Source organism: Oleispirillum naphthae (genome assembly GCA_027864655.1).
Lineage (GTDB): Bacteria > Pseudomonadota > Alphaproteobacteria > Rhodospirillales > Rhodospirillaceae > Oleispirillum > Oleispirillum naphthae.
The window spans coordinates 51,436-69,558 of sequence record JAQAZG010000005.1 but is presented as its reverse complement, the minus strand read 5'-3'; the positions used below and the strand labels follow the sequence as shown (position 1 = coordinate 69,558).

16 protein-coding genes are annotated in these 18,123 nt (G+C 70.2%); 3 read left to right on the top strand and 13 right to left on the bottom strand.

The window, feature by feature from the left end; all coding sequences use genetic code 11:
- The first annotated feature begins 52 nt into the window (after window positions 1–52).
- Genes O7R11_RS07125 through O7R11_RS07115 form a run of 3 tightly spaced genes read left to right on the top strand, consistent with a single transcriptional unit; the run spans window position 53 to window position 2,747 of the window.
- Window positions 53–1,219: an amidase gene (locus O7R11_RS07125; protein ID WP_337996811.1), complete on the top strand. Its 1,167-nt coding sequence runs from the start codon at window positions 53–55 to the stop codon at window positions 1,217–1,219.
- Window positions 1,216–1,914, top strand: coding sequence for a GntR family transcriptional regulator (locus O7R11_RS07120; protein WP_337996810.1), 699 nt, complete (start codon window positions 1,216–1,218; stop codon window positions 1,912–1,914). The genes O7R11_RS07125 and O7R11_RS07120 overlap by 4 nt, the downstream gene beginning before the upstream one ends.
- Window positions 1,911–2,747, top strand: coding sequence for a sulfite exporter TauE/SafE family protein (locus O7R11_RS07115; RefSeq protein ID WP_337996809.1), 837 nt, complete (start codon window positions 1,911–1,913; stop codon window positions 2,745–2,747). Before O7R11_RS07120 ends, O7R11_RS07115 begins: the two co-directional genes overlap by 4 nt.
- Before the next feature lie 229 nt (window positions 2,748–2,976).
- Here O7R11_RS07115 and O7R11_RS07110 read toward each other — a convergent pair whose 3' ends face one another.
- The 13 genes from O7R11_RS07110 to O7R11_RS07050 all read right to left on the bottom strand — a co-directional run bounded on the left by O7R11_RS07110 (window position 2,977) and on the right by O7R11_RS07050 (window position 17,995).
- On the bottom strand, window positions 2,977–4,581 hold the full coding sequence (locus tag O7R11_RS07110) for an ABC transporter substrate-binding protein (RefSeq protein ID WP_337996808.1): 1,605 nt from the start codon (window positions 4,579–4,581) through the stop codon (window positions 2,977–2,979).
- A 12-nt stretch (window positions 4,582–4,593) separates the two neighbouring features.
- Entirely contained in the window at window positions 4,594–5,676 is a 1,083-nt protein-coding gene (locus O7R11_RS07105) for an ABC transporter ATP-binding protein (protein WP_337996807.1), read from the bottom strand.
- An 11-nt stretch (window positions 5,677–5,687) separates the two neighbouring features.
- Window positions 5,688–6,752, bottom strand: a complete 1,065-nt coding sequence (locus O7R11_RS07100) for an ABC transporter ATP-binding protein (protein ID WP_337996806.1) — start codon at window positions 6,750–6,752, stop codon at window positions 5,688–5,690.
- A gap of 5 nt (window positions 6,753–6,757) precedes the next feature.
- Window positions 6,758–7,651: an ABC transporter permease gene (locus O7R11_RS07095; protein WP_337996805.1), complete on the bottom strand. Its 894-nt coding sequence runs from the start codon at window positions 7,649–7,651 to the stop codon at window positions 6,758–6,760.
- Between the two features lie 4 nt (window positions 7,652–7,655).
- A complete protein-coding gene (locus O7R11_RS07090) occupies window positions 7,656–8,597 on the bottom strand; it encodes an ABC transporter permease (RefSeq protein ID WP_337996804.1) in 942 nt (313 codons plus the stop codon).
- Between the two features lie 440 nt (window positions 8,598–9,037).
- Window positions 9,038–10,372 (bottom strand): amidase, encoded by a 1,335-nt coding sequence (locus O7R11_RS07085; protein ID WP_337996803.1) that lies wholly within the window; start codon window positions 10,370–10,372, stop codon window positions 9,038–9,040.
- A gap of 288 nt (window positions 10,373–10,660) precedes the next feature.
- On the bottom strand, window positions 10,661–11,899 hold the full coding sequence (locus O7R11_RS07080; RefSeq protein ID WP_337996802.1) for a NupC/NupG family nucleoside CNT transporter: 1,239 nt from the start codon (window positions 11,897–11,899) through the stop codon (window positions 10,661–10,663).
- Between the two features lie 64 nt (window positions 11,900–11,963).
- Window positions 11,964–13,127 (bottom strand): ABC transporter ATP-binding protein, encoded by a 1,164-nt coding sequence (locus O7R11_RS07075; protein ID WP_337996801.1) that lies wholly within the window; start codon window positions 13,125–13,127, stop codon window positions 11,964–11,966.
- Window positions 13,124–14,185, bottom strand: coding sequence for a FecCD family ABC transporter permease (locus tag O7R11_RS07070; RefSeq protein WP_337996800.1), 1,062 nt, complete (start codon window positions 14,183–14,185; stop codon window positions 13,124–13,126). Before O7R11_RS07070 ends, O7R11_RS07075 begins: the two co-directional genes overlap by 4 nt.
- A gap of 2 nt (window positions 14,186–14,187) precedes the next feature.
- Entirely contained in the window at window positions 14,188–15,300 is a 1,113-nt protein-coding gene (locus O7R11_RS07065) for an ABC transporter substrate-binding protein (RefSeq protein WP_337996799.1), read from the bottom strand.
- Window positions 15,282–16,097 (bottom strand): hypothetical protein, encoded by an 816-nt coding sequence (locus O7R11_RS07060; protein ID WP_337996798.1) that lies wholly within the window; start codon window positions 16,095–16,097, stop codon window positions 15,282–15,284. Before O7R11_RS07060 ends, O7R11_RS07065 begins: the two co-directional genes overlap by 19 nt.
- A 10-nt stretch (window positions 16,098–16,107) precedes the next feature.
- Window positions 16,108–16,875: a cytochrome c biogenesis protein CcsA gene (gene ccsA, locus O7R11_RS07055; RefSeq protein ID WP_337996797.1), complete on the bottom strand. Its 768-nt coding sequence runs from the start codon at window positions 16,873–16,875 to the stop codon at window positions 16,108–16,110.
- A 133-nt stretch (window positions 16,876–17,008) separates the two neighbouring features.
- Complete coding sequence (locus tag O7R11_RS07050; RefSeq protein ID WP_337996796.1) at window positions 17,009–17,995, bottom strand: Bug family tripartite tricarboxylate transporter substrate binding protein; 987 nt, start codon at window positions 17,993–17,995, stop codon at window positions 17,009–17,011.
- Between the last annotated feature and the right edge of the window lie 128 nt (window positions 17,996–18,123).

Sequence of the window (18,123 nt, the reverse complement as noted above, 5' to 3'; positions counted from 1 at the left end):
ATCGGGTGTATTGTATACAATACCATAAGGCCGCCCCGCCGAGGAGTCCCCCATGCACGATCCCGCCAACGCCTTCGCCGAACGCTTCACCCTGCCCGGCGCGAAGACCGGCCCGCTCGCCGGTCTCAGCTTCGCCGCCAAGGACCTTTTCGACGTGGCGGGGCGCGTCACCGGCTGCGGCAACCCGGACTGGGCGCGCACCCACGCCCCCGCGGCGGAAACCGCGCCCGCCGTCGCCGCGATGCTCGAAGCCGGGGCGACGCTCACCGGCAAGACCCACACCGACGAACTCGCCTTCAGCCTGCTCGGCATCAACGCCCACTACGGCACGCCGGTGAACGCCGCCGCGCCCGGCCGCGTGCCCGGCGGCTCCTCCTCCGGCTCCGCCGCGGCGGTGGCGGCGGGCTCGGTGGACACCGCGCTCGGCACCGACACCGGCGGCTCGGTGCGCACCCCCGCCTCGTTCTGCGGGCTCTACGGCATCCGCACCACGCACGGGCGCATTCCGCTTGCCGGGGTGATGCCGCTCGCCCCCGGCTTCGACACCATCGGCTGGTTCGCCCGCGACGCCGCCACCTTCGGCAGGGTCGGCGCGGCCTTCGGCATCGCCTGCGAGGCACCCCTGCCGGACCGCCTGCTGCTCGGCGTGGACGTCTGGGCGGAGGCCGACGCCGCCGTCGCCGAGGCGCTCGCCCCCGCGGTCTCGCGCCTCCAGGAGATCGTCGCCCCCGCCCGCCCGGCGCGGCTCGCCGAATGCCCGCTCGACGACTGGTTCGCGGCGTTCCGCACCTGCCAGATGGCGGAGATCTGGGCGGTGCACGGCGCGTGGATCGCCGCCGCCCGGCCGAAGTTCGGCCCCGGCGTGCGCGAGCGCTTCGCCGCCGCCGCCCGCATCACCGCCGAGGAGGCCGCCGCCGCACGGCAGGCCAAGGCGGAAATCCGCAGCCGCCTCACCGCCCTGCTGCCGCCCGGCACGGTCTGCGTGCTGCCCGCCTCGCCCGCCCCCGCGCCGCTGCTGAACGAGAGCGAGGCGGCGCTCGACCGCTACCGCGGGCGCGCCATGCGCATCCTCTGCGCCGCGGGCCTCGGCGGCCTGCCGCAAATTTCCATCCCCGGAGCCACGGTCTCGGGCGCGCCCATCGGGCTGTCGCTGCTCGGCGGCCCCGGCTCCGAGGAAACCCTGCTCGCCCTTGCCAAACTGCTGGAGGACCGCCGATGACCGCCGCTTCCGCCCTTATCGCCCGCAGCAGCGTCGAGGATATCCGCCAGGCGCTGGCCGACGACATCCTGCTCGGCCGCATCGCGCCCGGCACCCACCTGAGCGAGGCGAGCCTGTCGCTGCGCTTCGGGGTTTCCCGCACGCCGGTGCGCGAGGCGCTCAACCAGATCGTCGCCTCCGGCCTGCTGGAGCGCCGCGCCAACGCCGGGGTGCGGGTGTGCGCGGTGCCGGAACGCCGCCTCGCCGAAATGTTCGAACTCTCCGCCGAGCTGGAGGCGATCTGCGCCCGCCACGCCGCAAAACGCATCACCGAGACGGAACGCGACCGCCTGCTCGCCATCCACCGCCGCGGCCGCGACTGCCTCGCCGCCGACAATCCGGAAGCCTACGACGCCGCCAACCTCGACTTCCACGCCACCATCTTCAACGCCAGCCACAACGCCTATCTGGTCGAGGCGGCGCTTTCGGCGCGCGCCCGCGTCATCCCCTACCGGCGCGCCCAGTTCGCCTCCTCCGAGCGGATGCACCGCTCCTTCGCCGAGCACGAGGCGATCGTCGCCGCCCTGACCGCGGGCGATGCGGCGGCGGCGGAGGCGGCGATGCGCACCCATGTCGGCGCGGCGGGCGCGGCCTCGCGCCGCATGCTGGAAACCACGCCGCTGCTGAACGGCACGGCGCCGGAGACGACGCGATGACCGCCCACATGAGCCTCGAATTCCTGCTGCCCTTCGCCCTCGCCCTGCTCGCCACCGGGGCGATCGCGGGCACTCTGGCCGGCGTGCTCGGCGTCGGCGGCGGCATCGTCATCGTGCCGGTGCTCTACCTGCTGTTCCCCCTGCTCGGCATCGCCCCCGAGGTGCGGATGCACCTCGCGGTGGGCACCTCGCTCGCCACCATCATCCCCACCTCGATCATGTCGGCGCGCACCCACAACAAGAAGGGCGGCCTCGACTGGGACCTGCTGAAGTCCCTCGCGCCCGGCATCGTCATCGGGGTGATCGCGGGCTCGGTGTTCGGCGGCCGGGCGCGCGGCTCTACCCTCACCCTGATCTTCGCGGTGATCGCGCTGCTCGTCGCCACGCACATGGCGTTCAAGCGCGAAGGCTGGACCCTGCGCGACGCCCTGCCCGCCGGGCCGCGCTTCCGCGTTCCGCTGGGCTGCTTCATCGGCGGTTTTTCGGTGATGATGGGCATCGGCGGCGGCACGCTGAGCGTGCCGATCCTCTCCTCCTTCGCCGTGCCGATCCGCCGCGCCGTCGGCACCGCCTCGGCGATCGGCCTGATCATCGGCCTGCCCGGCACCGTCGGCTACATCGTCTCCGGCCTCGGCGACCCGCACCTGCCGCCCTTCAGCCTCGGCTACGCCAACCTCTTGGGCTTCGCCCTGATCGTGCCGACCACCATGCTCACCGCCCCGATCGGCGCGCGCATCGCCCACGCCATCGACCCGGTGCTGCTGCGCAAGGCGTTCGCCTTCTTCCTCTTCGTCACCTCGTGCCGAATGTTCTGGGGCGTGTTCGGGCACTGAGGGAAAAACTTTCCGGAGGGTCGCGGACCCTCCGGGCCTCCCATAACTCTTGGTTTTGCGCGCAGCGCCATAGAGTCATCGTGCGGCGTGACGGTCGATGGCCGCTACGCGGCGAAAACCAGTTATGGGGGGTGTGGGGGGCCCAAGGTCCCCCACGAAGTTTTGGCTTTACCTGCCCACGAAAAAGGCGGCCTTGCGGCCGCCTTTCCTGGATTGGGTGTCCGCCGCCTTACGGCGCGACGGAGACCGGGGTGAGGTCCTGGAACCAGCTGCGCGCCTGCACGAAGCCCTTGACCTTTTGGGTCATGGCGCGCGGCCCGACGTCGTGGGCGACCCACAGCCAGGTGGCGTCGTCCACCATCTTTTCGTGGACCTTGGCGAGCAGCGCGTTCTGCTTGTCCGCGTCGAAGGTGGCGCGCGCCTCGTCGAGCATCTTGTCGTACTCGGGGTTGGAGAACAGGCCCCAGTTGAAGCCGCCGGGGGGCTGCGCCTTGGTGTGCATGAAGCGGTAGAAGGCGCTGTAGGGGTCCTGCCAGGCATAGGACACGTTGGTGGCGTCGCCGCCGCGGCTGCCCGGGTCCTTCACGCCCTTGCGCCAGTTGGCGAACAGGGCCTGCCATTCCATCACCTCGAAGGTCACCTTGAAGCCGACTTCCGCCAGGCTCTGCTGGATGAACTCGTTCATCGGCAGCGGCAGCATCTGGCCGGAGCCGGAGGCGGAGATGAGAATCTTCACCGGCAGCGGCTTCTCCGGGGTATAGCCCGCTTCCTTCATCAGGCGCTTCGCCTCGGCCGGGTCGTACTTGATCTTGAAGGCCGGGTGGCCGAACCACGGGTGATCGGCGGTGACCTGGCCCTGCGCCGGCACCATCATGCCGCCGAGGAGCTGCTTCAGGCCTTCGCGGTCCACCGCCAGGTTGGCGGCCTTGCGCACCCGGATGTCCTGCCACGGGCTGTCGGGCAGCCAGCTGAACTGATAGGGCCAGGTGTGCGGGTAGACGTTGGAGGTGATCGCCATGCCCGCCGACTTCAGCTGCGGGATCATGTCCGGGGCCGGGGCCTCGATCCAGTCCACCTGACCGGACATCAGGGCGGCGGAACGGGTGTTGGGCTCCGGAATCGGCATCAGGATGATCTTTTCCGACTTGGCGACGCGCTTCTTGTCCCAATAGCCGTCGAAGCGCACCAGTTCGGCGCGCTCGCGCGGCACCATCTTCACCAGCTTGAACGGCCCGGTGCCGGACGGCGCATAGGCGAACTTCTCCCAGCTCTTGCCCAGCTTTTCCCACTGCGCGGGGCTGGAGAAGAAGATGAAGGAGAGGTTGTAGGGCAGCCAGGCGTCCGGCTCCTTGGTGGTGATCCGCACCGTCATGTCGTCGATCTTGGCGACCTTGGCGACGGTGGGAATGCGGCCGCGGCCGTTGGCCGCCTGCTTGGGGTCGAACTGCGGCGACTTGTCGTTGAGCAGCTTCTCGAAGTTCCACACCACCGAATCGGCGTTGAAGGCGGAGCCGTCATGGAACTTCACGCCCTTGCGCAGGTGGATGATCCACTTGGTCTTGTCGGCGTCGTCCACCTTCCACGAGGTGGCGAGGCCCGGCGTCAGGCCGCTCGCCTTGTCCGCCGAGGAGAGGTCCCAGTTGATCAGGGAGTCGTAGATGGTGTAGCCGAGGAAACGGTAGCCCTCGAAACCGTTGTCCGGCTGGCCGGTGGTCAGCGGAATGTCCGCCGCGGTCATCGCGATGCGCAGCGGAGGCGCGGCGAAGGCCTGGCCGGAGACGGCCAGACCGGCGGCGAGCACGGCGCCCGCCACGGTACGCAGAAATGGTCTCATGTCTCAATTCCTCTAAGCAGTTGGGACAGCGATGGGACCGGGGCCCAGGGCACCGGGAACGGCGGACTCGAGAGGGTGGAAACAGGCCAACCTTCCCGCCTGACCGAAGGCGCGCACCGGCGGAACCGCGGCCGCGCAATCGGCGGAAGCGAATGCGCAGCGCGGCGCGAAGGCGCAGCCCTGCGGCAGATCGGAGAGATCGGGCGGCGCGCCCGGAATCGTCGTGAGGCGGCGGCCGCGCAGGCCGGGCGTCACCGTGGAGGCGAGCAGGCCCGCGGTATAGGGATGGCGGGGGTTGCGCACCACCGCGGCGAGATCGCCCTCCTCGACGATGCGGCCGCCGTACATCACCGCCAGGCGGTCGGAGACCTCCACCGCCACGCCGATATCGTGGGTGACGAAGATCACCGACATCCCGAACTCCTTCTGCAACTCGCGCAGCAGCAGCAGAATCTGGATCTGCACCGTGGCGTCGAGCGCCGTGGTCGGCTCGTCGGCGAGGAGAAGCTTGGGGCGGCAGGAGAGCGCGAGCGCGATCATCGCGCGCTGCCGCATGCCGCCGGAGATCTCGTGCGGATAGGACTCGTAGCGCCGCGCCGCCTGGGGAATCTGCACGTGCTCCAGCATCTCGATGGCGCGGGCGCGGGCGGTGGCCCAGTCCACCGCATCGTGGGCGCGCACCGCCTCGGCGATCTGGCGGCCGACGGTATAGACCGGGTCGAAGGCGAGGATCGGCTCCTGGAAGATCATCGAGGCGATGCCGCCGCGATAGTGGGCCAGCCCCTTTTCGTCGAGCGCCAGAACGTCCTGCCCGTCCACCAGGATGCGCCCGCCGATGCGCGAGCGCCGCGGCGGCAGAAGGCGCATCAGGGCGCGCAGGGTGACGCTCTTGCCGGAGCCGGACTCGCCGAGGAGGCCGAGCACCCGGCCCTTCGGCAGGGAGAAGGAAACGCCGTTGACCGCGCTCGCCTTGCGCGAGCCGGTGAACTCCACGGTGAGGTCCGAAACCTCCACCAGCGGCGCCTCGGCGGCGGCCGCGCCGGTGGCCTCGGCGGGCGGGGTGGAAAGCGGGTGGCGCGGGCGGAAGCGGAACATGCGGCGGCTCCTCAGGCGGACCGGGGGTGGCCGGAAATGCGGTCGGCCATGTGGCAGGCGACGATGTGTCCGCTGCCGGGCGTCGCCTCGATCGGCCGCGGCTTGAGCGCGGCGCAGACCTCGGCGGCGAAGGTGCAGCGGTCGCGGAAGCGGCAGCCGCTCGGCGGGTCGATCGGGTTGGGCGGGTCGCCCGCGATCGGCGGTTCCAGGGTGCGGCGGTCCGGGTCCATCGACGGCACGGCGGAAAGCAGGGCGCGGGTATAGGGGTGGCGCGCGTCGCTGTAGATGCGGTCCACCGGCCCGGTCTCCACCACCTCGCCCAGGTACATCACCAGCACGCGGTCGCTGATGTACTGCACCACGTTGAGGTCGTGGGAGATGAAGAGGTAGGTGAGCGCCCGGTCCTCCTTGATGTCGAGGAGCAGGTTGAGCACCTGCGCCTGCACCGACTTGTCGAGCGCCGCCACCGCCTCGTCGAGGATCAGCAGGCGCGGCGAGAAGGCGAGCGCGCGGGCGAGGTTGACGCGCTGGCGCTGCCCGCCGGAAAGCTCGTGCGGATAGCGCCCGGCGAACTGCGCGGGCGCAAGGCCGACGCGGGCGAGCAGGCCGCGCGCGGAGGCGATCGCCTCTTTTGCGGAAACGCCGTGCACCCGCGGGCCGAAGGCGATGGTGTCCTCGACGGTCAGCCGCGGGTTGAGCGAGGCGAAGGAATCCTGGAACACCATCTGCACGTTGCGGCGCAGCTCGCGCAGCGACATGCCGTCGCTCGTGCCCACCGTCTCGCCGTCCACCACCACCTCGCCGGAATCCGGCTCGATGAGGCGGGCGAGCAGGCGCGCGGTGGTGGACTTGCCGCAGCCGGATTCGCCGACGATGCCCAGCACCTCGCCCTTGGCGACGGAAAAACTCACCCCCTCCACCGCGTGCACGTAGGCCTGGGCGCGCTTGAACATGCCGCCGCCGATGGGAAAGCGCTTGGTCAGCCCCTCGACGATGAGCAGCGGCTGCGCCGGGCCGCCGCGGTCCTCGCCGACCGGCAGGATGGTTTCGGGCATCGTCGCGTCGAGGGTTTCCATCGGCGTCAATCCCGGATGTCCATGGCGAGGCGGGTGCCGTCGGCCAGGAGGTTGAAACACAAGGAGGTGACGAAGATCAGCGCGCCGGGCAGCGCCGCGACCAGCGGGTTGACGTAGATCGCCGAGCGCAGGGTGTTGAGCATCAGGCCCCATTCCGGCTCCGGCGGCTTCACCCCGAGGCCGAGGAACGACATGCCGGAGGCGAGGATCATGCACACGCTGATCTGCCCGGTGGCGTAGACGAACACCGGCCCCATCACGTTGCCGAGAACCTGCACCCGCACGATCACCCAATTGGGCGCGCCGCTCATCCGCGCCGCGTCGATGTAGTCGAGGCGGCGCACCTGGGTGGTGACGCTCTCCGCGACGCGGGTGATCGGCGGCACGAAGACGAGCGTCAGCGAGATCAGGCTGTTGAGCATGCCCGGCCCGAGAGCGCCGGAGATCGCCACCGCCAGCAGCACCGAGGGGAAGGCGTAGAACACGTCGAGGACGCGCATCACCGCCATGTTGAGCCGCCCGCCGACGAAGCCCGCGGTGACGCCGACGGTGGTGCCGATGGCGAAGGCGATGCCGATCGGCAGGCAGCCCATAAGCAGGGAAAGCCGCGCGCCGTACATCAGGCGCGACAGCATGTCGCGGCCCAGCTCGTCGGTGCCGAGCAGATGCCCGGCGGTGCCCACCGCCTTGAGGCGGTGCAGCATGCTCGCCTTGTAGGGATCGGCGGGAGCGAGGATGGGCGCGAACACCGCGGCGATCAGGATCAGCGCCAGGATGGCGAGGCAGACCATGGAAACCCGGTCGTTGCGCAGGCGGCGGCCGACGGTGCGCCAATAGCCGGGGGACCGCAGCACTTCGGCGGGAACGGTCAACGGCGCGGTGGGGGTGAGGATGCTCATGGCGTCAGCTCCGCCGCATGCGCGGGTCGAGCATCGGCTGCACGATATCGACCAGCAGGTTGAGCGCCACGAAGAACAGGCTGAGGATGAGGATGGTGCCCTGCAGCAGCGGGATGTCGCGCTGGAAGATCGCGTTGTTGAGCAGGAAGCCGGTGCCCGGCCAGGCGAACACCGTCTCCACCAGGATCGACCCGCCGAGCAGATAGCCGAGCTGCAACCCCATCACCGCCAGCGCGGTGGGGGCGACGTTCTTCACCACGTGGAAGAACACCTGGCGGTGGGTCAGCCCCTTCGCCAGCAAGGCCTGCACGAACTCCTGCCCCAGCACGTCGGCGACCAGGGCGCGCACGGTGCGCGCCACCATGCCCATGGGGATCACCGAAAGCGTCACCGCGGGCAGGATGAGATGGCGGATGTGGGCATAGTCCCAGGTCCATGCGCCGGAGCCGCCCGGCCCCGCGCCCATCGCGGGCAGCCAGTGCAGCTGCGCGGAAAAGATGATGGTGAGCACCATGCCGAGCCAGTAGTGCGGCACGCTCACCCCGGCCACCGAGAGCGCGCTGACCACACGGTCGAGCACGCTGCGGCTGCGGTAGCCGGCGATGCCGCCCATGGCGCATCCGGCGAGGAAGCCCAGACACGCGGCGACGAAGGCGAGCAGCAGGGTGTTGCTCACCGCGCCCAACACCTCGCCCGTCACGGCGCGGCCGGTGGCCACCGAACTGCCGAGATCGCCCTGCACCGCGCGCCCCAACCACAGGCCGTATTGCACCACCAGCGGCTTGTCGAGGCCGTAGGCGCGCTTCAGCGCCTCGATCACCTCGGTCGGCGCATCGACCGGGGCGACCGCGGAGAGCGGGTCGCCGGGGGCGATATGGACGAGAAGGAAACAGATCACCGTCACGCTCAGCGCGATGGGCAGCGCGTAGACGATCCGTCTCAACATGTATGCGAACATCGGTGACCCACAGACGCCATGAACGGAAACAACCCGCACACAGGGGCATTTCCCGTGCCAGCTTTGCGGCGTGCCGAAAAATACCTGGGTCGAAAATTTTCTCGTGGAATCGCAGCGGATTGCCGGGCCGCCGCGAGCCTGTTGCGGGGCTTTCGCATCTGCCTATGTGGTAGGCACATGATTTCTACGTCTAAATTTTAATCAATGTGCATTAATTTCGTCCGATTGCATACACATCAATCCGGATTAATTCCGCGGGGCGGGACAACAAAAGCTTTGCGAGGGGTCTTGGACCCCTCGCGCACCCCATGGCTTTTGGCTTTTGCGCGCAGCGCCATAAGCACGGGCGTTGCCGCAAAGGTATTGCCTGCCGCTACGCGGCGAAAAGTTATGGGGGGAGTGGGGGGACCGAGTCCCCCCGCGAAGTTCTACCGCAGCAACGCCTCGACCCCGGCGGCGAAGTCCAGCAGGTCCGCCTCCGCGCCGCCGCGGGCGACGATCTGCAGGCCGAAGGGCAGGCCCGCGGCGGTGCGTCCGGCGGGGATGGAGACGGCGCAGAGGTCGAGGTAGTTGGCGAGCCGGGTGAAGCGCGACATCGGCATCACCGCCTCGTCCACCTCGGAGAGCGGCGGCGCAGGAATCGGCGTGGACGGCAGGAGAAGGAAGTCGAGCCCGGCGATCGCCGCGGCGAACGCCTGCTTCGCCGCGGCGCGGTCCGCCTGGGCGCGGTCGTAGGCGGCGCGGGTGGTGCCCCGCCCGGCGAGGATGCGCTCCCGCACGAAGGGGTCGATCGGCAGGGTGCGGTCCTCGGCGAGGTCGCCGACCGAGGCATAGCCTTCGAAGCTCATGATCTCGCCGTTGCGGCGCTGGTATTCCGGCAGGTCCATGGGCAGGGCGAAGCTTTCCACCCGCGCCCCCGCCGCCGCGATGCGCGACGCCGCGGCGGCGACGCCCGCGGCCACCTCCGCATCCACCGGCGCGAGCTGTTCCGCCGCGACGAGGCCGACGCTTCCGCCCGCGACGCCCTTTCCCGCCGCCGGGCAGGGCCGCGCCGCCAGCGCCGCGAACACCAGGCGCGCATCGTCCACGCAGCGGGTCATCGGGCCGATGGTGTCGAAGCTCGGGCTCAACGGCGCGACGCGGGCGGTGGGCACCAGGCCGATGGTGGTCTTGAGCCCGACGATGCCGTTGAGCGAGGCGGGAATGCGGATCGAGCCGCCGGTGTCGGAGCCGATGGCCACCTGCACCATGCCCGCCGCCACCGCCACGCCGGAACCGCTGGAGGAACCGCCGGGGGCGCGGTGCGCCGCGGCGTCGCAGGGGTTGCGCGGCGTGCCGCGGGAATGGTTGCTGCCCCAACTGCCGAGCGCGAACTCCACCATCTGCAGCTTGCCCACCACCACCATGCCCGCGTCGATCAGGCGCTGCACGAAGGGCGCGGTCGCCGCCGCCGGAGCGGTGGAAAACACCCGCGAGCCGAAGCTGGTGACCTTGCCCGCGATGTCCGCCAGGTCCTTGATCGCAATGGGAATGCCGTGTAACGGTCCGCGCACGCGGCCCGCCGCGCGCTCGGCGTCCAGCGCCTTGGCCGCAGCCGCAGCCTCTTCGGCGTAGACCTCGACGAAGGCGTGCAGGGCAGGGTCCAGCGCGGCGATGCGCGCGAGGGAGGCGGCGGTCACCGCCTCGGCCGTGGTCTCCCCGGCGGCGATGCGCCGGGCGGTTTCCGCGATGGAGCAGTCCAGCGGATCGGTGGAATGGGTCATTGCGTGCAGTCCCCGCTTGCGAAGGTGAAAGGCCGCGGCCGGCCGGCCGCGCGGGGAATCCGAATGCATAATCCGGACCAATGGGGGGCGGAGACTCGTTTGAAAACCAAAACGTTGCGGAGGGACTCGGTCCCTCCGCGCCTCCCCTAAGTTTTTCGCCGCGCAGCGGCCATCAACCGTCACGCCGCGTGATGGCTTTCTCGCGCGACGCGCAAAAAATGGGGGGAGGCCTGGAGGGCCTGCGGTCCTCCAGGCGGGGCGCGGGGCGGCAGCCCCGCCTTGGCGGCCCTAATACAGCACGCCCACCACCGCGCCGGTCATGCAGGTGGCGAGGGTGCCCGCGACGATCGACTTGAAGCCGAGGGCGACGATTTCCGCCTTGCGCTCCGGCGCCATGGCGGAGAGGCCGCCGATCATGATCCCCAGGCTGCCGAAGTTGGCGAAGCCGCACATCGCGTAGGTCATGATCAGCATCGAGCGCGGGCTGAGCGCCCCCTTGGGCAGCGCCGCCATCTGCAGGTAGCCGAGGAATTCGTTGAGCACCGTCTTGGTGCCCATCAGCGAGGCGGCGGTCATCGCCTCCGCCGGGGGAATGCCGACCAGCCACACCACCGGCCACATCGCCAGGGCGAAGATGCGTTGCAGCGAGACCGGCGCGCCCGCCACCTCGGGCAGCAGGGCGAGAATCTGGTTGGCGAGGGAGACCAGGGCGACGAGGACCACCAGCATGGCGACGACGTTGAGGTAGAGCTTCACCCCCTCCTCGGCGCCCTTGGTGATCGCGTCCATGGAACTGGTGGCGGGGGAGACGATGGCGGCGTCGGCATTTTCCGCCACGGCGGTTTCCGGCACCATCACCCGCGCGATGAGGATGGAGGCGGGGGCGCTGATGATCGAGGCGGTGAGGATATGGCCGATCGCGCCGGGCAGCACCGGGTTGAGGATCGCGGCGTAGACCACCATCACCGTGCCCGCGATGGTGGCCATGCCGCAGGTCATCAGGGTGAAGAGTTCGCTGCGGGTGAGGCGGTGGAGGTAGGGTTTGACGATCAGCGGGGCCTCGACCATGCCGACGAAGATGTTGGCCGACACCCCGACGCCGAGCGCCCCGCCGACATCCATGGTGCGTTGCAGCACGGCGGAAAACCCCTTCACCACCGCCGGAATCACCCGCCAGTAGAACAGCAGCGCGGAGAGCGCGCTCATCACCAGGAGCAGCGGCAGCGCCTGGAACGCCATGATCCACGCGCCGCCCGGCGCGGTTTCGGCGAACGGCAGCACGCCGCCGCCGAGGTAGCCGAAGACGAAGCTCATCCCCGCCCGGGTCGCCGATTGCAGCGCGTCCACCACGCCGTTGAGGCGCATCATCGCGCCGGAGAACAGCGGCACCTTGAGCATCAGGAGCGCCACCGCGCCCTGCAAAGCCAGCCCCACGGCGACGACGCGCAGCGACACGCACCGGCGGTTCTCGCTCAAGAGCCAGGCGACGGCGACCAGCCCGAACAGGCCCACGGCGCTCTGCAACATCGGATACCCCCTGGAAATTCCCCGAGGTTTCCTTGATGCGCCGCCGCGCGCGCGGATGCAAGCCTCAGCCGCGCAGGCGGTCGATCGCCGCGACCAGATCGCCGAGGGAGGCGCAGCCCTGGCCGCCGTCGTCCGCCCGCCCCATGCGCAACACCGGCAGGCCGCGCGCCAGCGCCGCTTCGAGGATGCGGCGGTTGGCCTCGCCCCCGTTCTCCCCGGCATCGACCAGGAAGTCGCAGGTTTCGAGCGCGGCGAGCGCGGCGGAAAGCGAATCCCCGCCGCCGGTACGCGGCGCGACGAAGGCCTGCGCGCCGAGCGCCTGGGCGACGTAGGCGTCGAGGTCGCCCTCGGAAAGAACCCCGGTGGCGATCGCCAGGCCGCGCTTCGCCAGCAGGCGGAAGATCGCCGCGCCGCTGCCGAATCCGGCGGTGACGAAGGCGCGCCCGGCGGAGCCGTCGCCGCGCAGTTCGATGCCGCCCAGGTCGCGGCTGAAGTCCGCGGCGTCGAAGCCGTAGAGCGCCGCCACCGCGGCGGAGGTGAGCACCTTCTCCGGCAGGCCGTCGTCCACGGTGCGCCCGTCCTTGACCAGCATCACCCGGTCGGAAACCTTGGCCGCGATGTCCACGTCGTGCAGCGCGGCGAGCACCGCGAGGCCGCGCGAACGGCACAGCCCGCGCAGGATGCCCATCACCTCGACGCGGTGCTTGAGGTCGAGGTGCGCGGTGGGTTCGTCGAGCAGCAGGATCTTCGGCTCCTGCGCCAGGGCGCGGGCGAGCACCGCCTTCTGGCGCTCGCCGTCGCTCAACTGGTCCACCGGGCGGTCGGCGAGATGGTCCGCCGCCACCGCGGCGAGGGCGGACATCACCACCGCCACGTCGGCGGGGGCGAGGCGGCCCATGAGGCCGGTGTGCGGATAGCGCCCGAGCGCGGCGAACTCGAACACCGAGAGCAAGGGCGGCCGCGCCGGGTCGGTCAGGCCCACCGCCATGACGCGGGCGAGGTCGATCGCGCGCATCGCCTGCAAGTCCCGGCCGCACACCCGCACCCGTCCCGACACCGGCTTCAGGTGGCGCGACAGGGTGCGCAGCAGCGTGGTCTTGCCCGCGCCGTTGGGCCCGAGCAGGGAGACGAACTGCCCGGCCTCCACCGCGAGCCCGACGCCGGAAAGCACCGCGCCGCGATAGCCGACGCAGAGGTCCTCGCAGGCCAGAACGATTCCGCCGCTCATCCCTTCATCCCCCTCTTCATCAACAAGGCGATCACCACCGGCGCGCCGAAGAACGCGGTGATCGAAGACAGCGGCAGTTCCACCGGCGACAGCCACATCCGCGCGATGAGGTCGCACAGGCTGGTCACCGCCGCGCCCATCAGGCAGGCCCCGGGGATGAGCACGCGGTTGTCGGAGGTGCCGAAGCTCAGGCGCGCCATGTGCGGCACCGCCAGCCCGACGAACGCCACCGGCCCCGCCATCGCGGTGACCAGTCCGGCGAGCGAGGAGGCGAGCAGCAGAATCAGCACCCGGAAGCGCCGGATGTTCACCCCCATCGAGGCGGCGTAGTCTTCCCCCAGCAGGAAGGCGTTGAGCGGCTTGCTCATCAGGTAGATGCCGCCGAGCAGCGCCCCGCCGAGCAGCACCAGCACCTCGATCTCCACCCACTTGAAGCCGGAGAAGCTGCCGAGCTGCCACAGCACGAAGCCCTTGATCCGCTCCTTTTCCGCCAGAGCGGTGAGGATGGCGGTCACCGCGCCGCACAGGTAGCCGGTCATCAGGCCGACGATCAGCAGGGTGACGCCGTTCTTCACCCGGCCGGCGATCGCCGCCACCAGGAAGGTCACGCCATAGGCCCCGAGGCACGCGGCGATGGTGTTGAGGTAGGGGCTGAAGACGGCGAAGCCGAGGCCGAGGGTGGTGAGCATCACCAGGGAGACCATCACCGTCGCGCCGGAGGAGATGCCGAGAATGAACGGCCCGACGATGGGGTTGCGGAAATACACCTGCAACAGCAGGCCCGAGGTGGCGAGGAACGCGCCGCCGAGCACCGCCGCGATGGCGCGCGGCAGGCGGATGTTCCACAGGATGAAGCCGGCGTCGTCGGCGGCACCGGGGTGGAGCAGAGCCTCCCACAACCGGGCAACCGGATACGCGACCGAACCGATGCGGACGTTGGCCAGCATCAGCGCGGCGACCAGCGCCGCAAGGCCGCAGAACACCAGGAAGCGGCGCTGCGCCGCCTGCGACAGCGCGGGCCGGGCGAGCGCGGCGGGGGAACGGACGAGACTGGTCATGCTCAACGGTCCTTTGCGGGCGCGGGATCTTCATCCGGCAGTTCGACGAAGAACCGCAGTTCGTGGCCCGGATAGGCCTGCGGGTGGAGGATCGCCGCGATCTCGGTGAGGATTTCGTCCAGCCGGTCGGCGGACTGCGCATAGTGCGGCAGCGGCGCGTAGGTTCTGCCCTCCGGCCCGAGCGGGCGGACGCGGGCGAGCAGCGGGTTGGTGCGGGCCAGCGCCGCCTTGGAGGTCGCGCCGCGGTCCGGCGTGCGGTAGGTGAAGTAGATGTCGGCGTCCTTGCCGCTGTAGAGGAAGCGCTCCGTCGAGATCTCGATGCACGAGGTGCCGTAGACGTCGTCGAACAGGTAGTCGCTCTGCGCCAGGCCGATCAGTTCCGACACCCAGGCGTTGCCCGGCTCCACCAGGACGCGTTTTTCGAAGATGTCGCCCCACATCGCCTTGGGCTGCGGCATGCCCCTGGTGCGGGCGCGGATGCTCTCCAGCGCGGCGCGCAGCTTGCGGTAATAGTCCTGGGCCTGCGCCTCCTTGCCGAAGAAGGGGGCGATGAACTCGACGAAGCGGATGTGGGTGTTGAGGCAGGTGGCCACCGGCGTGGACGTCACCACCGTGGGAATGCCCAGGCTGTCCATCATCGGCACGATCGAGGGGTCCCAGGTCAGCACCAGGTCGGGGTGCTGCGCCTTGATCCGCTCGTAATCGACGCGGCTGAAGTCGCCGACGAAGGCGATGCGGCCTTCGTCGAAGCCCCGGCGCATGTAGTCCACCGCCCACTTGTCGCGCGGATAGGTGACGCCGACGATGCTCTCCTCCTCCCCCAGCGCCTTGAGGATGCCGGTCTCGAAGGGGCGGTAGGCGACCACCCGGCGCACCGGCGCCTCCACCACCATGGCGGGGGAGAACCCGGCGGGGTGCGGCGCGCCGCGCGGCACCAGGGCGAGGGCGCGCCCCGCGCCGTCGCGCACCTCGGTGTAGGCGGCCTTCCGGTTGACCGAGAACTCGCCGATGCTGAGGAAATCCGGCGTCTTGTCCTTCGCCTCGTCCTTGCAGGCGGCGAAAAGCGGCAGCAGCGCAAGAACCGGGAGGAGGAAGCTCAAGCGTGGGGTGTGCATGGATGGTTTGCCTTTTTCATGCCGCGGCCGAGGAGGTAGAGCCCCAGGCCGACGGCGAACAGCGCCAGCCCCGCCAGATAGACCGGCGCGGAGGGGTCGCGGCGCAGGGTGATGCGGATGAAATCGCCGCGCCGCATGCCGCCCTTCGCCTTGCGGGGGCCGAAATCGTTGAGGTAGAGGCCGTAGCCGCCGAAGCGCACCGGCCGGTTGAAGTCGAGCGCCGCTTCGCGGCTCTCCGCCGCCGCATCGAGACGCAGGCGCGCGTTGGCATGCAGCACGTAGCCGTCGAAGGCGGCGAGCCGTTCGCCGCGGTAGGCCTCGGGGGCGAAGCCGAGGAAGGTCACCACCCCGCCGCCGGGCAGTTGCAGCGATTCCCCGGCGCGCAGGCCGCGCCCCGGCAGGCTGGTGGAGAAGAGATAGCTGCACACGTAGCCGGTGAGGATCAGCAGCACCGCGTAGTGCATGATGTGGGGGGCGAACCTGACCACCCAGTCGCGCTTCCAGCTGCCGGTGGCGAGGATCTGCAACACCCGCTCGGTGGTACAGGCGAAGGTGTTGGCCGCCAGCGCCGCCAGCAGCGCGAGAAGGCCGAAGAACCATGCCGTCGCCGCCGGGTTGTAGACGCCGTAGGTGCGCAGCCAGTCGAACAGGCCGACGTCGCCCAAGGGCACGAACACCCCGAGGTTGGCGCGCAGCGACACATACCCCAGCGCAAGGTCGAGGGTGAGGAGGAAGCACAGCGCCACGGTCGCGCGGATGCTGCCGAGGGTGCGCCAGAAGCGCAGCGGAAGACTCATCGCACGCCGCTCACCAGGAAAAAGGGGGATGGAACGGCCCGAGGTCGGGGCCGCAGTTGAGCACGAGGATCAGCCCCACCCCGGCCACCGCCATCGCCGCGCGCGCGGGCGCGCTCCACGAGCGGGTGAGGTGCAGGTGGATCAGCCCGACGTAGAAGAACCAGGTGGCCATGGCGGTGATGATCGAGGCGTCCTCCCACACCACCGGCGTGCCCCAGCCCGCATAGCACCACAGCTCGCCGCCGAACAGCGAGAGGGTCCAGAAGGCGAAGCCGCGCGCCAGCCAGGAAAAGGCGCGCCGCTGCGCATCCTCGCCCGCCCCCGGCGCGGCGAGCGCGGCGGCGGCGTGGATGCCGCAGAGGAAGAGGGCGGCGCGGCCGAGCAGCCCGAAGGCGAGCAGGGCATGGGCGAACGGCGAGATGGTCTTGATGAACGGCAGGTAGAAGTCCTTGGGGAAGACCGCCGCGAGCGCCCCCACCGCGAACCCCAGCAGCAGCACGCCGCGCAGTACGAAGAGGCGCTGCGCCCCGTCCTGCCGCCGCAGCGCGGCCAGGCCCAGCGCCCCCAGCACCGGCGGCAGGCCCGCCGCGCCGAGGAACATCGGCGTCATCGGCCAGGCGCGCCAGTAGCGCGCCCCGAGATAGGCCGCGCCGCACGCCGTGGCGAGAACCAGCAGCATCCGCGCGGCGGCAACGCCGCGCCGTCCGGCGAAAGCGGCGGCGGCCCCCAGCCCGAACAGCAGGGCGGACAGTTCGGCGATGTGTCTGACTTCGTTCATGCTTGCCCGCATCCGCCCCGCCGCGACACGACGGTCGCGCAGTCGAAAATTCCCCCCTGCGGGAGCCCTGCGGGCATCCCGAAGTTTTGGTACACTATAACATAGATTTTTGGCTTTCAAGCGCGGCGCGGCGCTACTTCGTCTTGCCGTTCATGCCGTAGAGGCCGATGGCGCGGATGACGTTGCCCGCAACCACCGCGTCACGCTCCGCCAGGCGCTTGAACTCCGCGCTGCGGCGGTAGTCCACGTCCTCGCCCATGCCCGTCATCTTGGCGAGGAAGGCCTTGTCGTGGAAGGTCTTGTCCAGCGCCGCCACCAGCTTGGCGCGCACCGCGGCGGGCAGGCCCTTGGGCGCGATCAACCCCTTCCACGCCGCCCAGGTGAAGTCCACGCCCAGTTCCTTGGCCGTTTCCGCGTCCGGAAAGGCGGGGATGCGTTCGTCCTCGAACACCATCACCACCCTGAGGTTGCCCGCCTTGACATGGTCGATCAGCTCGGCGGGATGCGCCACCACCGCCTGGATGTGGCCGCCGATGCAGGCGGTGATCGCCGCGATGGAGCCGCCGAAGGGGAGGCTCTTCACCTGCACCCCCGCGGCCATGGCGAAGCCCTCCATGGCGATCTGGTTGGCGCCGCCCGCGCCGGAGTTGCCGACGGTGAGTCGCCCCGGGTGCGCCTCGGCATAGGCGAGGAAGGCCTTGCCGTCCTTGATCGGCGCGTTCTTGTTGACCGCCACCACCATCAGGTTGCGGCCGATCAGGGCAAGGAAGTCCACATCCTGGATCGTGTAATCGATGCCGCCGTAGTGGGGCAACATCGCCAGCGGGCCCTGCGAGCCGGTGCCGAGGGTGTAGCCGTCGGGCCTGGCGTGCAGGGCGGCGCTGGTGCCGATGCCGCCGCCGCCGCCCGGCTGGTTGCGCACGAGCACCGTGCCGCCGAGGTATTTCTCCAGGGTCTGGGCGATCAGGCGGGCGGTGAGGTCGGTGCCGCCGCCGGCATTGTAGGGAACGATGATCTGCACCGGACGCGCCGGGTAATCGGCGGCGGCGGCCGCCGCCACGGCGGCAAGGGCGGCGGCGGAAAGGGCGAACGCGAACAGACCGGAAGCCAGGCGTTTCATTGTTCCCTCCACTTTCATCGTTCGCCCCGCCCGCATCGGGCATCGCCGGGGCGTCCCCTGCCGGAAGCCCGTTTCCCGCATTCCTTGCAAATGGGGAACCGCCGGGAAAGGTCCAGGACCCCGGCGTC

Excerpts from the sequence above, each read along its gene's own strand:
- O7R11_RS07100 (WP_337996806.1), bottom strand. The coding sequence starts at position 6,752 with ATGGAAACCCTCGACGCGACGATGCCCGAAACCATCCTGCCGGTCGGC.
- O7R11_RS07115 (WP_337996809.1), top strand. The coding sequence starts at position 1,911 with ATGACCGCCCACATGAGCCTCGAATTCCTGCTGCCCTTCGCCCTCGCC.
- O7R11_RS07070 (WP_337996800.1), bottom strand. The coding sequence starts at position 14,185 with ATGACCAGTCTCGTCCGTTCCCCCGCCGCGCTCGCCCGGCCCGCGCTG.
- O7R11_RS07125 (WP_337996811.1), top strand. The coding sequence starts at position 53 with ATGCACGATCCCGCCAACGCCTTCGCCGAACGCTTCACCCTGCCCGGC.
- O7R11_RS07080 (WP_337996802.1), bottom strand. The coding sequence starts at position 11,899 with ATGTTGCAGAGCGCCGTGGGCCTGTTCGGGCTGGTCGCCGTCGCCTGG.
- O7R11_RS07090 (WP_337996804.1), bottom strand. The coding sequence starts at position 8,597 with ATGTTGAGACGGATCGTCTACGCGCTGCCCATCGCGCTGAGCGTGACG.
- O7R11_RS07105 (WP_337996807.1), bottom strand. The coding sequence starts at position 5,676 with ATGTTCCGCTTCCGCCCGCGCCACCCGCTTTCCACCCCGCCCGCCGAG.
- O7R11_RS07075 (WP_337996801.1), bottom strand. The coding sequence starts at position 13,127 with ATGAGCGGCGGAATCGTTCTGGCCTGCGAGGACCTCTGCGTCGGCTAT.
- O7R11_RS07060 (WP_337996798.1), bottom strand. The coding sequence starts at position 16,097 with ATGAGTCTTCCGCTGCGCTTCTGGCGCACCCTCGGCAGCATCCGCGCG.
- ccsA (WP_337996797.1), bottom strand. The coding sequence starts at position 16,875 with ATGAACGAAGTCAGACACATCGCCGAACTGTCCGCCCTGCTGTTCGGG.
- O7R11_RS07085 (WP_337996803.1), bottom strand. The coding sequence starts at position 10,372 with ATGACCCATTCCACCGATCCGCTGGACTGCTCCATCGCGGAAACCGCC.
- O7R11_RS07050 (WP_337996796.1), bottom strand. The coding sequence starts at position 17,995 with ATGAAACGCCTGGCTTCCGGTCTGTTCGCGTTCGCCCTTTCCGCCGCC.
- O7R11_RS07110 (WP_337996808.1), bottom strand. The coding sequence starts at position 4,581 with ATGAGACCATTTCTGCGTACCGTGGCGGGCGCCGTGCTCGCCGCCGGT.
- O7R11_RS07065 (WP_337996799.1), bottom strand. The coding sequence starts at position 15,300 with ATGCACACCCCACGCTTGAGCTTCCTCCTCCCGGTTCTTGCGCTGCTG.
- O7R11_RS07095 (WP_337996805.1), bottom strand. The coding sequence starts at position 7,651 with ATGAGCATCCTCACCCCCACCGCGCCGTTGACCGTTCCCGCCGAAGTG.
- O7R11_RS07120 (WP_337996810.1), top strand. The coding sequence starts at position 1,216 with ATGACCGCCGCTTCCGCCCTTATCGCCCGCAGCAGCGTCGAGGATATC.